Genomic DNA, 14,812 nt, shown 5'->3' with positions numbered 1-14,812 from the left:
CCCTTTGCCGTGAAAAAACTATTCCATAAATTTATCGCTCTGTTTAAGCCGCACTGGTGTCTGGCCGTATTAGTGGCCGTTTATGGCTACTTTTTCATGCGCCCTGTAATGCTTCGGGCGTTTGACTATGTGCCGAGTGCCATCAGCACGTTCAGCTCATGGAAAGACACGCTTTCTGTCGTGGGTCTACTAGAGATCCCACAGTTTGTACTCGGTTTTGGTTTGATATTAATGGCGTTTGGCCTATTGCTACGAGCCCGAGTGGCATGGGCATTTTCGCTGCTATTGTTACTGGTGACTGGAACGCTCAGTTTTTTGGCTCCGCAGGGAAGTTTAGGTCTATTCTTCTATGCCGTAATCCTGTCGCTCTTGCTGATAGTCTATTGGCGGCGCTTTGATCACGCGAGCTTAGCCGCTGGCGGGCTATTCGCCTTGGTCAGCTTCGCTTCTTTATTGTTGTATGCCGTATTCGGTTCTCTTTATTTAGGCGGTGAATTTGCGCCGCCCATTCTCGATATGCCGACCGCGTTTTATTTCTCCGTAGTTAGTATGTCAACGGTTGGTTTTGGCGATATTGTCCCCCACACGGCAACCGCAAGGCTGTTTACCGTATCCGTTATCGTGATGGGAATTACCGTATTTGCGACGTCGATCAGCGCCATTATCGGACCGGTGATTGGCGGTAATTTAAAACGATTAGTGAAAGGCAGGATTTCTCACGTGATGCGTAAAAATCACTTCATTATCGCGGGTGCTACTCCGCTGGCGCTAAGCGTCTATCTTGGGCTCAAGCAACGTGGCGATGCGCTAACCGTTATCGTTCCACCGAATGTTTCCCACGAGTATCCCCCCGATACCGACCTGATTATTGGCGACCCTTCTAGTGCTAAAGTGCTGATTGAAGCGGGTGCGGCTAAGGCGAAATTCATTCTGGCACTGCGTGATGATGACGCAGAAAATGCGTTTATTGTGCTGGCGGCTAAAGAGGTGGCGAACGCGAATACTAAAACCATTTCAGTGGTCAATGCCAGTAAGCATCTGCAAAAAATCAAACGCGTCCAACCTGACATGGTGTTCTCACTCCAATTGTTGGGCAGTGAACTGTTGGTAAGAACGCTCAGCGGCGAGCCGATTGACGACAAGCTGATTACAGAGCTGTTCTTCGGTAACACGTCTTCGGTAAAAGACGTCGAAAAAGGCTGATAGCCACGACCGAAAACAAAACAGGCCAGCAAAAGCTGGCCTGAATCACGTTTGGAATCGAAGAATTAACGACGAACAGCGATCGCTTCGATTTCAATTTTCACGTCTTTTGGCAGACGAGCAACTTCAACGCAAGAACGCGCTGGGAATGGCGCATTGTGCTCAGAGAAGAACGCTTCGTAAGTTGCGTTAACAGTCGCAAAGTCATTCAGATCTTTAACGAAAACGGTAGTTTTCACAATATCTGACACTTTCAGACCAGCGGCTTCAACGATAGCCTGCACGTTTTCCAGAGACTGACGAGCCTGTGCAGAAACGTCTTCAGCAACCTGACCATTTTTCGGATTCACTGGGATCTGACCAGAAGTGATGATCATGCTACCCAGATCAACGCCCTGAACATAAGGACCGATTGCGGCTGGTGCGTTCTCTGTACTGATAATGCGTGACATATCTACTCCTATTAGGATTTTCGGATGTGCATGATGAATATTAAGAATAAATTCGTCGCCTATTATAAGGAAGCCGCCAGCTAAAACCCACCCGCGGCCTCGCAAACCCGAGTAAATCTGGAAATTTCTATTGCCATCGCCTCCTCTCGGCCATGGCTGCGTCCTGCCAAAAAAGGGGATTAGGAGAAAACGATACTAAGCGTTTTGCATCACCGCATGATGCTCAAACTCTTTCTCACAGTATTTACACTTCAACAGCACCTCGTCTTGACGAACACGAACCTTAAAGCTGGAAGAAACCGGCTCACTACGGCTAATGCAGTTGCTGTTTGGACAGTCCAGCACGTGGTCAATCTGCTCCGGCAGCGTTGGTGTCAGCTTCAGTACAACCTCGTAGTTATCGATGCGGTTTACCGTCGCTTTCGGGGCATATAAAGAGAGTTGGTTCACTTGTTCTTCAGTCAAAAAGACGTTTTCAATCTTAATCAGATCTTTACGTCCCTGCGCATTGGAAGGCAAATTCAAGCCAATGGTAATTCGCTGGTCGGTTTCAGTAAGTTTAAACAACGTTAACAGTTTAAAACCAACCTGCGCTGGAATGTGGTCAATCACCGTGCCACGTTTAATCGCTTCTACCTGTAATTTATTATCGTGTGTCATGTTTAGCGTCCTCGATTAAAAGTTCAGTTCAGCGTTTAAGACCAGTGCCAACAATGCCTGACGAGCGAAGATACCGTTGCCTGCCTGCTGGAAATAATAAGCATATGGCGTGCTATCAACATCATTGGTGATCTCATCAATACGCGGCAGTGGATGTAGCACTTTCATATTGTCGCGAGCGCCTTCCAAAGAAGAAGCGCGTAAAACAAACTGTGATTTTACGTTCACATATTCTGACGGATCTAAGCGCTCTTTCTGTACACGGGTCATATACAGAATATCTAATTCCGGTATCACTTCTTCGATACTGGTGTGCAGGCTGTACTGAATTTCTTTTTCATCCAGCATTTTTAAAATATAAGCTGGCATCGCCAACGCATCCGGTGCGATGAAGTAAAAACGATTTCCCTCAAACTTCGCCAGCGCCTGAGTTAATGAATGCACTGTGCGGCCATATTTCAAATCGCCCACCATCGCGATATTGATGTTATTTAAACGGCCCTGCGTTTCCTGAATAGTGAATAAATCCAGCAGCGTTTGTGTTGGGTGCTGATTGGAGCCATCACCGGCATTTACCACCGGAATAGAACCACAAAACTCGGTGGCCAAACGTGCAGCCCCCTCTTGCGGATGACGCATCACTATCGCGTCAACATAGGTGCTGATAACGGAAATAGTGTCTGCCAGCGTTTCACCTTTCTTACCCAGAGACGTGTTGCTGCTGTCGGAGAAGCCGACTACGGAGGCACCAAGGCGGTGCATGGAGGTTTCGAAAGAGAGACGAGTTCGCGTGGAAGCCTCGAAGAACAGGCTGGCAATCACTTTGTGCTTCAACAATTCTGGCTGCGGGTGTGCCTTCAGGCTTGCAGCAGTGCGTAATACCAACTCCAACTCATCACGATTTAGATCGTTTATGGAAATGATATCTTTGTTATACAACGGATTAGCCATTTCTTGTTCTCCTGTTTTTCACGCCCGCTGGCTGGGGTTACTGGATGTTTAAAATGTCATCAACGCGATCGCTGGGCAAAAAAAAGCCCCTCATTGAGGGGCGATTAACGATCGTTTTAGCAACGGAAGGAAAAAACGGTGGCAGCCGCCTTGTTCAGGCAGGGCGTTTAGTCGACTAGCGACCCAAACAGCACTCATAGCCACAACGTTTTTCATGCAGTCTCCCGGCAAATTGTCGGGCATTATACTCAGCCGGAGCGCGTGTGCAAGCGATAAATTGCTGTTTTAATGATCCTGCGCAAACGTTTACCTTTTCTCTGCCGGATAACAAAAACCAGTCTAGGACTCAATCAATCAGCGCATGTTGGTACTTATCCAGCATATCCGCCAACCGTTTCACAGGAATAGTAACGGTATAGGGAGCCTGATAGTGCACCAGACGTTGCTGGTATTCATTCAGTTCCTCGAGTAGACGGAAAAAATACCCTCTACGTTTAGTATCGCTGCCTGCGGAAATCACTTTATTTGCCGTGGCGCGGATCTGTTTATGGAAATCAGAGAGCTCCTGATTTACGGGAATCGGCGCGTTACGTAAACGCTGGTGAGCAATAATCAGCGTCAGCGCTAAACGATATTTAGCAATATCGTTCGGGAACATATTCAACAGTTGGAATAGCTGCTGATAAAGCGCTGGCAGATGGTTTTCATTACGGCGAGCCTGATTGGTCGTGAGTGCAGACACCGCGCTATAGACAAAACCATTCAGTAGAGCACGCCCTGTTCTCGCTTTTGAGCGATCACGAATCAAGAACAGCACGACCATCGCCACGAAGCAACCGATAACCTGCCCTATCGCATTGTCTAAAAAGCTGCTGACAGGGAATGTCATCGGGTTACTGAGTACCATAATATTAATGGTCGATGCCAACGTCCCCAGTGAACCCAAGCGGCGTTTCTGTACTTCCAGACCAATAACGAACGCCATTAATCCAAGGCTAATGCACAATAACAGCATACTCTGCTGTGTGGCTGGCAGAATAAGCATGTAGAACAACGCGCCAATCGGCAGCGCCATCATTGTGCCTAATAGGAAATCGATGGAGGCCATACGAGGATTCGGCGTGCGCATTGCCAGTGCAGTAACGACTGCGATCATCACCATACAGCCACTACCGGAAGTCCAACCGGTCCACAACCAGAATAGCGCACCAATTGAGGTTGCAGCCCACGTACGTAAGCCGTTTATCATCGCGTGGTGACGCTCTGCGGAAGCGGGTTTCACCACGTATTCACCTTCGAGGATATTTTCTTCCACCGAGCTGATGCTGCTATTGGTGTGAACACCTTTAGCGAGCAGCAGATAACGCGTTGCGGCACCAATCCAACTACTGATGGTTAGCGGCACGCTACCGGTCGGCTGCATGGATAGCAACTGGCGCAGTTGCTTCATACGCTTGTGAACATCACCAATAGTTTCAACTGGTTCAAGGATCAACACCTGCATTTCACTAGGAATACGCTCTGGCGCATTGGTACTAATGAAAAACGTTTCACAGGCTTGGGTGATCAGCGTGAGAGAAACCGTATTTAGCGCCTTTAAGCGACGGTTAACCCGCACCCAACGAGTTGACTCCAGCATCAAATTGCCGCGCATTCCGTTCAGCGCATTGGTTCCCTTAACCAGATCGTTCCATGATTTATCAATCACTTCACGTTCATCTGGCCGAACACACATTTGCAGTAACCGAAATTGATCGACGATCAACGAACTCACGACACGGTCAATATCACTTTTGATCGAACGTGGAGAGAAAATAATATCGGCCAGCACAGCACAGACGATACCCAGTACGATTTCGCTACAGCGTTCTACCGCATACAGCGGACTCAACAGCGGCTCCGTTGCCGTAGTCACCACAATAATCAGCGCAGTGTAACCTGCTAACCCAAACGCATATGAGTTTTCGATTCGTACCAGCGAAGAAATCCAAGTACACACTCCTGCCCATGCGCAGCAGAGTAGCATCATCACCAACGGTGCACGGATAAACAGCATCATAATCAGCAGGCCGCCAATCGAACCGATAAACGTGCCAATAATACGTAGCCAACCACGGTGACGAATGGCACCTGAGAAGGGTTCTCCGCCCGCTGCAAACGCGGGCCCCGCAGCGACGATAGCCGCGGTTAATACCGACCAGCGCGGAGTCTCTAGGTTCAGGTGGAATCCCAAAAACAGCGCCAGCACGATAGCAAATGCTAACTTACAGGCAAAACGTAAGCGCAAAAACATGCCACCATTATTCATCATTGCCTCTTTTGCGCTAAAATGATCGCGATTTGCACGTTATTAGTGTGCAAATCGCATAAACATCAGTGAAATGAGATGGGAAAGCGACTTAGCCGAATTCGCGCAGACGATGTAGCAGTTGAACAATCGGCGATGACGATTTTCGTTCCACATCTTGCTGATTGCTAACCACCACGGTCGCGGTTGTCCCTGCAGGATAAGGAGACTCCTGCTCGTTACCATCAAGCAGAATTTTTACCGGCACACGCTGTGCCAAACGTACCCACTCAAGGTTGGAATCGACGGTTGCTAGCCCTTTGCTATCCGCAGTAGAACTTTTGTTGTTCACGCCTGCCGATATGCTATCTACCGTGCCATATAGGATACGATTACTGCCCAACGGAGTGATCTCCACGCGATCGCCACGCTTAATGCCATCGAGTTTGGTCTCTTCCATATAAGCAAGAATGTAGAACGTACCTTTTTTGACCAATGCCACCGCGGTAGCGCCACGGTTGATAAATTCGCCCTGATGAACGTTGAGGTTAGTTACCCAGCCATCAGCAGGAGCACGTACCACGGTGCGCTCCAAATCAAGCTTCGCCAGATCACGCGTTGATTGCGCTTTTGCCAACTGCTGGCGAACCGTCGCCAGCACGTTACTCGACTGATCAATCTCTTCCTGCGACATCGCCTGAACGCCTAAGCGTACACGACGCCCAGCCTCTTTGGCTTTTTCCGCCACTAACGTCTGGTAGTAACGCACATCGGCTTCAGCCTGATTCAACGCCTCTTGATAACGAGGACGGTCAATGACAAACAAGATTTGATCTTTTTTGACCAACTGGTTGTCGTGAATAGGAACGTCAGAAAGTAAACCACTCACGTCGGGCGCAATCGCGACGACATCAGCAGTAAATTTCGCATCGCGCGTCCATGGTGATTCGGTATAAAAGGCCCATGCTTTGAAAACGGCAATAGCCGCTAGTATCACGATGACCACGGTAATAGCGATGCGGGTCATTCTTATCATAATTTGATTCACAGTGACCTCAGACAAATAAGCAGGTAATCAAATAAAACAAACAGCAGTACAGCGCGGTGTTAAACAGTGCCGGATGCCAGACAAAATCGTAGATCCCTGTCGGCTGTAACACGCGCCGAAATAGTAAAAACAGCAGCAAAGCCACCAGCAATTCAAAAAATACCGGTGGAAAGGAAAGGCCAAAAACGACCATTACCGGTAGCAGCCCCATAGTTCTCTCCACTCAAATAATATTTAGCCTAGCTCAACGCGAAACACTTGGTCATCCGTATCTCCCAAACTCAATCATTTCGGCCTGACACGATCCACTAATCGCCCTCATCCTAGGAAGCTGGCTGATGGCGGTTAACGCAAAAAAGGATGTCTGTCAGAGGATGTGAGCTACAGGATCTGATTGCAGAAGGACATTTCGTTGTTTGGTACGCAGAGGATTGTTCCGCATCGTCAATGACAATATCTTAGCGCAATAATAATCACCATGTATAGAATATGTGAGCTAAATCACTTTTTATTTAAAATAAACAATCGGTAGAATATTTAAGCTATCATCAACCCCACAAACTCCGGATGCATGGCGTTTTATGCAGCTATAGCATCGCTCTCCTATTAAGGTAGATTGAATAATGGAACGACTTAAGCGTATGGCTGTTTTTGCCAAAGTGGTGGAATGTGGTTCTTTTACCAGCGCAGGGCGGCAGCTTGAGATGAGCGTTTCTTCTATCAGTCAGACCATCTCCAAGCTTGAAAACGAGCTCAATATTAAGCTACTAAACCGCAGTACCCGAAGCATTGGTTTAACCGAAGCAGGGAAAATTTATTATCAGGGCTGCCGGAAAATGTTGCTTGAAGCACAGGAAGTTCATGAACAAATCTACGCCTTCAATAATACGCCGACGGGTACGCTGCGAATCGGCAGTTCTTCTACGATGGCGCAAAACGTCATCGCCCCTATGACGGCGCGAATGTTGCGTGAATATCCCGGCCTTTCTATTGACTTGGTGACCGGTGTTCCGGCTCCAGATCTCATTGCTGACGGCCTTGATTTAGTCGTACGCGTAGGTGCACTGCAGGACTCAAGTCTATTTTCCAAACGGCTAGGTTCAATGCCAATGGTGGTCTGTGCGGCAAAAAGCTATCTGCAACAGCAAGGCACCCCAGAAAAGCCCAGCGATATCGCCAGCTTCAGTTGGCTAACCTACAGCGTACGTCCAGACAGCGAATTTGAGCTAATCGCGCCCGAAGGCCAAACGCTGCGCCTGTCACCACAAGGGCGCTTCGTAACCAATGACTCACAAACACTAATCCGCTGGCTGTGCGCTGGCGTAGGCATCGCTTACGTGCCATTGATGTGGATTATTGATGAAATTAAACGCGGAGAAGTGGAGATCCTATTCAGCCGCTACCAATCCGACCCAAGGCCGGTTTATGCTCTCTATACGCAAAAAGATAAGCTGCCGCTAAAAGTGCAGGTATGCATCAACTATTTGACGGAGTATTTCGCGAAGGTTGGGGAGATTTATCAGGATTATAGGCAGGGGGCATAGATTTGTTTTATGGATGTTTTTGTGAAACTGAGATAAAAAACCTCAGATTTAAGTGTATGAAATTGATATGTAAAGTTTCGTACGCCTAATGGCATTGGAATCTGCATAGACACTGTGCAGGCGTCCGAATCTCGTCATTCCGGCCTTAACGGAACGAACGGCAATCGCGAGTATTCGGCGCATCCCTGTCGGCGAATCCTAGCCTTCATTCCTCCCTTCGGCTGAACGACAACGTGCCAGAAAAGGTCAACAGCAAAAGAGAAAGGCCACACTCTAATGCTGATCGTTTAAGAGATCGAGATACACGGGGTTAGCACACCGCGGGGCGCTCCGGCAGCTAAAGCTGCTACGACCCCATCGGTGTACTTCCCCTAAAATCACGCTTAAGTGACCAGCATTAGGCCACACTCTGTTTTTGTTTTTATAATTGTTTAAGTCTTGGTAGGAAGAGCCGCCGGTACAGGGAGATGTACCGGCGGGGTTTGAGGCGGGGCTAGATGACCGATACCAAAATGGAGCGAAGATGGCATCTCAGAAACGGGAGTTACGCCGTCCCGCCCACCGTCATTGAATCTAGCTTCAGAGTTGGTTGTCCAACACCGACCGGTACGCTTTGCCCCTCTTTACCGCACACGCCGACGCCTTTATCCAGCGCCAGATCGTTGCCGACCATAGAGATTTGCTGCATTGCTTCAATACCAGAACCAATCAGCGTAGCGCCTTTTACCGGTTTAGTGATTTTACCATTCTCGATCAGATAAGCCTCTGAGGTAGAAAACACAAATTTACCAGAAGTGATATCCACCTGACCGCCCGCGAAGTTTGGCGCGTACAGGCCATACTCGACGCTGGAAATAATATCCTGTGGGGTAGATTTTCCTGCCAGCATGTATGTGTTGGTCATACGTGGCATTGGCAGATGCGCATAAGATTCGCGACGACCATTTCCAGTTGGAGCAAGCCCCATCAAACGGGCATTCATTTTGTCCTGCATAAAGCCTTTCAGAATACCGTTTTCAATCAATACATTGTACTGACCCGGCACGCCTTCATCATCGATAGCTAGGGAACCACGACGACCACTGATAGTGCCGTCATCAACCACGGTACACAGCTCAGAGGCAACTAACTGCCCCATCTGACCACTGAATACTGACGTACCACGACGGTTGAAGTCACCTTCTAAACCATGGCCTACCGCCTCGTGCAACAGCACGCCCGGCCAACCTGCCCCCAGAACTACCGGCATCGAGCCCGCAGGAGCTGCAACCGCCGATAAATTCACTAACGCCATGCGCACTGCTTCTTTAGCAAACGCATCCGCGCGAACGTCGTCATCGACCATTTCGAGGAAATATTCATAACCGGAACGACCGCCACCACCGCTAGAACCGCGCTCACGGCGACCATCTTCTTCTACCAGTACGCTTACCGAAAGGCGTACAAGCGGACGAACATCCGCCGCCAGCGTGCCATCGGTCGCAGCCACCAAAATCAGCTCATATACACCAGTAATGCTGGCTGAAACTTCCTGCACTCGCGGATCTTCAGCACGAGCAGCGTTGTCCACACGATGTAACAGCGCAATTTTCTCTTCACGTGGCAGGCTTTGCAGCGGGTCAATGGCTGGATACAGTAAACTATGAGGGATGTTGCCCAAGGTATGGACTTTGCCATTGCCTTGTTCACGCACAATGCTACGAGCGGCCTGAGCGCTTTGATTGAGCGCGTTAAGGGTAATCTGATCCGCATAGGCAAAACCGGTTTTCTCGCCGCTGATAGCGCGCACACCAACGCCTTGATCGATGTTGTAAGAACCGTCTTTAATGATACGGTCTTCAATCACCCAAGATTCGTGGTAACTGGACTGAAAATAGAGGTCAGCATAATCAAGCTGACGCTCAGCCAGTGTGCCCAATACTGAAAACAGATCTTGATGACTCAGTTTGTTAGCAGCCAATAACTGCTCACTGACGAACGTCAGACTCATAGCGTTTTTACTCTTGTTTATCCAAAGGATTAACCAGCTTCGGCTGGAATCGGTTGTGTTGGGCGACTGGCATTTGGGTGCGGATATTCTCAAGTGAGTGAGTATTCACCTTCACTTTAATCGGCATAACCAAATCGGCATTTTGTTCAATCACATTGCCCCAGCCATCAACCGCCATGGTGTGCCCCCATGTACGGCGAGTTGCGCCATGACGGCCAACCTGAGCCGGAGCCAAAATATAGCACTGGGTTTCGATAGCGCGTGCGCGCAGCAAAATCTCCCAGTGAGATTCTCCGGTCACGCGGGTGAACGCAGCCGGAACGGAAATAATTTCTGCGCCTTTATCACGCAGCGCTTGGAATAAGCCAGGGAAACGCAGGTCATAGCAAATTGTCATGCCCAATTTGCCTACCGGTGTATCCACGACGGTAAGGTGCTGGCCGTGCTGATAGGTATCAGACTCGCGGTAATGACCGTGAGTATCTTTGATATCAACATCAAACATATGTAGCTTGTCATAACGCGCTTTCAGCTCGCCTTGATCGTCAAACAACAGACTGCTCGCGGTGATTTGTTTGCTGTCTTCACGACTGACGAGTGGCATAGAGCCGACAAGAATCCACACGCCGTAGCGGCGCGCCATATCACGGATGGCATCCTGCAATGGCCCAGTGCCTTCCTGTTCCGCCTGTTGATGGTATGCTTTCGAATCAGCAAACAACAGCGCATTTTCTGGCGTCATGACCAGCTTGATATTGCTATTTAACTGTTTGAGTTGCTGTTCTATTTGCGCCAGATTCGACCGGATGTTATCTCCGCTGCACAGTTGCAATAAAGCAATATTTGCATTCCTCATCGTGCTATTTCTCCTTTGGCTGGCGTAACACTTCATTAATAGTTGGGTGATCTAAACTACCTGTAATGTTGTAGCGTATGAGCGATATTTTATTCCACAATGGGGCAAGCACTTTCGATGCGGCAAACACCGCGGCCCCCACCACGGGATTAATAACAAATGCGGTAGCAACGCCTACAGTCGCCGAAATCTCAGGCGCGACAACAGCCTGCATATCGATACGGCGTGTGACAAAGTTCACTGAACCATCCATCGCTATATCAGCGGCTAACCCGTCTACCAGCAAATCATTCGTGGATAAAATACCATTTTTAAACTTACCATTGCCGCGAATGCTGTCATAGTAGAACCCCTGACCAAACGTATCGCTAAAATCAAGTTTTAGCTTACGCAGCAATGCATCAAAACTCACCAAACGTAGGAGTTGCCCTGCTCGACCACCGCCCGCGTTATCAATCTCACCTTTACCCAGCTTACTGCTTAGCGTTCCATTAAGCGAGTTCACCTGTGGGCTCCATGGTTCACCCATCCAATTCACATCGAAATGGATATCAAAAGGTGAGTTTTTTAACGGAGATGCAAAGCCAAAATAATCACTACTGTTGGTCACGTTAGCGCCCTTCAGCCGGCCTTTGAGCGTGGTATGATCTTTATCGCCGCTTTGGTTCCAGGTCCCCGTAAGCGTCAGTTGAGTATTGCCAGTATTTATCAACCCGTTGCTCAATACCAACTGATCGCCGCGAGGGGTCAAATCAGCATTAACCTGACGTAACCGCTGCCCCATCATCCAGCAGTCCTGACAGCGAAGTATCATGCTTGGCCATTGGCTGAAAGATATTTTTTTGACGGTAGAAGGGACCTGCGGAGCCTCACTAGGTGCTGGCGTCGCCGTGCTCCACTCCGGGTTATAATACAAATACGCCAAATTCGCGCGCAGTACGTTATTGTTATCAAGATCGGCCACGCCGTTAATTTCGCGCCCTTTAGCACTTATATGGGTACCGTTCGCCAGCTTAGAAGCCGACACGGTTAGCTGATGCCATGTTTGCCCTGCCAGAATTAGCTGCGGCGTACTCAGATTCACCACTTGCGGATAGCTAAAACTGGAGCCTGAGGTTTTCGATTTATCGCTCAGCGCAGGCGCCAATGCCGCCAGCCACTCTTCACCATCCAGCGCAGGAAGATTTAACGTCAACGATTCACTTTCTGGCAGCGCTGGAACCTTGCGACTGTTATCACTCCACGCCGCTCGCGCCAGTTTCACACCGTGTTTTTGTAGAATAAGCTGACTATTAAAATGATTCTCCGACCCCAAACTTCCCGAAAGCATAAAACCATTAAGATCGCCTTTGGCATTAACCACGAGCGGCAATGCCTCTCCTCTTGCTTTATCCAGTGGAGAAGGTAAGTGACTGCTTACATTTTTTAGATCTGCATTGACCTGAACGTCATACGATGGATGGCCTTTATGCGGCAGTTTGATCGCAACTTTAGTATTCCAAGGCGCGGAACCACTGACATCTTTCGCCAGAGCCGTCGGCATCCATGGCAACTTGGCAGGCTGCCAATCCGCATTTAGCGCAACATCAACGCCGAAGTCCTGCTCCCCTTCAGCCGTTGAGAAAGTGAAATTCACTGGCTGACCAAACCACGACGCATTCATTGGGCTGCTGGTTAAATTGCCATTATCGAAGTGCAAGGAACCGTTTAGCTGGGTAAAGGTGCTATCAAGGGGCTTAATTAGCAAAGCGTTATTTTTGAACGTGACATCCCCCGAGGCGCGAGTGGCTTTGCCATCCAAGGGAATATCGAGATGTAAGCGCCCACTGACATTTCCACCGACTTCCAGCTCATCTAACGCAGCGCCCACAGAATCAGCTAACGGTGACGTTTTAAAGTATTCATGCACCGCTTTTCCTGAGCCTGAAACCTTGGCATCAACGAGGAGTTTTTCCTTGTGGTATACAGGGATAACCGCCGTGATATCCGTGCCATCGACATCGCCCAGCTTGGTATGCGGTGCGTCCATCCACAACCCATCGTTGAGGAAGTTCAAGTCTATCGCCAAATTGCTCAGAGGCGCCCACTCTGGCTGGAAGCGGAACGTCGCATCACGCAACGGCACGAACACTTGGAACTGGCCTTCATTATGCTGATACGGGAAATAATGCGGATTACCGGCATACACCAAGGTTGCATTATCGACTTTGCCGCCTTCTAACGCACCGGTCAGATAGTCTACCAAGTGCGTTCCCATTAGCGGCTCAGGAAAATAGCGCCACGCCTGCGCGGCGTCATACAACCGAATCCCCGACAAAATACTCAGCCACGGCTGCCCCTCTTTAGGGGACTGATATTTAAACTCGCCTGTCGCCCATAGAGATTTAGCTTGAACATCAAGATTGTCACCTGATAGCGACCAGCCTTTATCATTATTAATAAAGGAGGTATAGCCGCTAGCGTGACTGACTTCCAACGGTGCACGGAACATATCGCCATAGGGTAATACGCTATCTTTCAAGGAGAAGTGCAGCCCTGCATTCATCGCGCTGCCGGAAACACTACCGTTGAAGTGGTTCACGCCTGGCAATAATTTCCATGCCTGCCAACTCACATCCTGCCATGCACCAATAAACCGTGAACGCTCAGGCTGCTGTAGGGGAATATCAACCCCTGCATAGGAAATATGCCCCTTGGGCCTAATGTCATCCCAACGGCCAATAGCATCCGGAGTCAAGAACGCCAACGTCGGTAAAATAGGTCCGATGCGCTCTAGCTGTAAATCTGTCGCCCGCAGGCGCAATTCCTCTGGCTGGTCGGGACCAATGAAGCGGGTATTCTCAGGGCGATACATTGCGCTGAGTGAGCCTTTAGGCCACGCAACGCCATCGGTAGCGAGGTTAAGCTGAGGAATATCAAAGGTCCAGCCGCCAGCCACTCGCCCTACTTGCAAATTAAGGTTATCAACCGTGAGATCGTGCTGTTTATCCGCGGTGCTCCAATTGGCCTCACCTTGTTTGAGAACCAGATGCCCACCTTGAATTTCCCCGTCAGTCACCGTGAGCCACGAGGCAAGGCTGAACTTCGCACTATGCAGCCCCGTATTACGATTCACCCAGCGACTCAGCCATGGCTTCATCTCAATCTCATCGGCCTGTAAATAGACCTGACCATCGCTCAGCAAGCCATTTTTATCATGCAAATCCATTCGAACCTGCAAATTGCCATGCTGGCCTTCTTGCGTCGAGAACATCACCTGTCCTTCAGCACGATGACGCGTGGCGGTGTTTAACCATGTCAGATTAGGGATGTTAAGTTGAATGCGCGTGCCAGACGGGCTAGGAAACGTTACCTTGCTATCGCGCAGGATAAAATGGTCAAACTGATAGAGGAAAATATTGGTGAGGGTGTCGCTTTCGACCCCATCGGAACCCGATGAAGAGCGGCTGAAAGGCTCGTTGCTGTTAGCGTTTAAATGATAAAATGTCAGATCGCGGAACTGCCAGCGCCAGTGCAGTAAAGACTGCCATACATCCAGCGCCACGGTCACGCGCTGAATTCTAATATTACCTTTGGGCTGTGCCAGTGAAATATCGCGCACATCCAGCGTTGGACCAAATGATTGCCAGCTGGCATCTAGCGAACCGATTTTCATCGGCACACCAGAATACTGCTCAATCTTTTCAACGATTTGTGGACGAAAACGCTCAAGATGAGGCAAGGCCAAACGTAGGCCACTCACTATCAGCGCCACTAGCACAGTCAATGTCACCAGTGTCGCTAGTAAGTATCCAGACAATCGCCTCACGCTCTTCTCCTTG

General features: G+C 49.3%; 11 protein-coding genes. 2 read left to right on the top strand and 9 right to left on the bottom strand.

Annotated elements, in window-relative coordinates; all coding sequences use genetic code 11:
* The first annotated feature begins 9 nt into the window (after positions 1-9).
* Positions 10-1,203: a voltage-gated potassium channel protein gene (kch, locus tag M988_RS02025; RefSeq protein WP_008815378.1), complete on the top strand. Its 1,194-nt coding sequence runs from the start codon at positions 10-12 to the stop codon at positions 1,201-1,203.
* A 65-nt stretch (positions 1,204-1,268) separates the two neighbouring features.
* Here the strand turns inward: kch and ridA are convergent, their stop codons facing one another.
* From ridA to aaeX, 6 genes are all read right to left on the bottom strand, one after another.
* On the bottom strand, positions 1,269-1,655 hold the full coding sequence (gene ridA / locus M988_RS02020) for a 2-iminobutanoate/2-iminopropanoate deaminase (RefSeq protein WP_008815379.1): 387 nt from the start codon (positions 1,653-1,655) through the stop codon (positions 1,269-1,271).
* Positions 1,656-1,850: 195 nt separating this feature from the next.
* On the bottom strand, positions 1,851-2,315 hold the full coding sequence (gene pyrI / locus M988_RS02015; protein WP_004097184.1) for an aspartate carbamoyltransferase regulatory subunit: 465 nt from the start codon (positions 2,313-2,315) through the stop codon (positions 1,851-1,853).
* A 15-nt stretch (positions 2,316-2,330) separates the two neighbouring features.
* A complete protein-coding gene (gene pyrB, locus M988_RS02010; protein ID WP_008815380.1) occupies positions 2,331-3,266 on the bottom strand; it encodes an aspartate carbamoyltransferase in 936 nt (311 codons plus the stop codon).
* Between the two features lie 346 nt (positions 3,267-3,612).
* Positions 3,613-5,574, bottom strand: a complete 1,962-nt coding sequence (aaeB, locus tag M988_RS02005; protein ID WP_008815381.1) for a p-hydroxybenzoic acid efflux pump subunit AaeB — start codon at positions 5,572-5,574, stop codon at positions 3,613-3,615.
* Between the two features lie 91 nt (positions 5,575-5,665).
* Positions 5,666-6,589, bottom strand: a complete 924-nt coding sequence (gene aaeA, locus M988_RS02000; protein ID WP_004097178.1) for a p-hydroxybenzoic acid efflux pump subunit AaeA — start codon at positions 6,587-6,589, stop codon at positions 5,666-5,668.
* Between the two features lie 19 nt (positions 6,590-6,608).
* Positions 6,609-6,812, bottom strand: coding sequence for a p-hydroxybenzoic acid efflux pump operon protein AaeX (gene aaeX / locus M988_RS01995; RefSeq protein WP_004097177.1), 204 nt, complete (start codon positions 6,810-6,812; stop codon positions 6,609-6,611).
* Positions 6,813-7,224: 412 nt separating this feature from the next.
* Between aaeX and aaeR the strand changes: the two genes are divergently transcribed.
* Positions 7,225-8,145 carry an HTH-type transcriptional activator AaeR gene (gene aaeR / locus M988_RS01990; protein ID WP_008815383.1) on the top strand — a complete coding sequence of 307 codons (921 nt, stop codon included), beginning with the start codon at positions 7,225-7,227 and terminating at the stop codon, positions 8,143-8,145.
* Between the two features lie 544 nt (positions 8,146-8,689).
* Here aaeR and tldD read toward each other — a convergent pair.
* From tldD to yhdP, 3 genes are read right to left on the bottom strand one after another with little or no spacing between them, the layout of a single operon-like run.
* Positions 8,690-10,135, bottom strand: a complete 1,446-nt coding sequence (gene tldD / locus M988_RS01985) for a metalloprotease TldD (RefSeq protein WP_064572607.1) — start codon at positions 10,133-10,135, stop codon at positions 8,690-8,692.
* A 7-nt stretch (positions 10,136-10,142) separates the two neighbouring features.
* On the bottom strand, positions 10,143-10,991 hold the full coding sequence (gene nit1, locus M988_RS01980) for a deaminated glutathione amidase (RefSeq protein WP_008815385.1): 849 nt from the start codon (positions 10,989-10,991) through the stop codon (positions 10,143-10,145).
* A gap of 4 nt (positions 10,992-10,995) precedes the next feature.
* A complete protein-coding gene (yhdP, locus tag M988_RS01975; RefSeq protein ID WP_064572603.1) occupies positions 10,996-14,799 on the bottom strand; it encodes an AsmA2 domain-containing protein YhdP in 3,804 nt (1,267 codons plus the stop codon).
* Positions 14,800-14,812: the final 13 nt, after the last annotated feature.

Origin of the sequence: Hafnia paralvei ATCC 29927 (assembly GCF_001655005.1) — a bacterium.
GTDB classification, from domain to species: domain Bacteria; phylum Pseudomonadota; class Gammaproteobacteria; order Enterobacterales; family Enterobacteriaceae; genus Hafnia; species Hafnia paralvei.
Note: the sequence above shows the minus strand (reverse complement) of the source record. Positions and strands in the feature narration are given on the sequence as shown.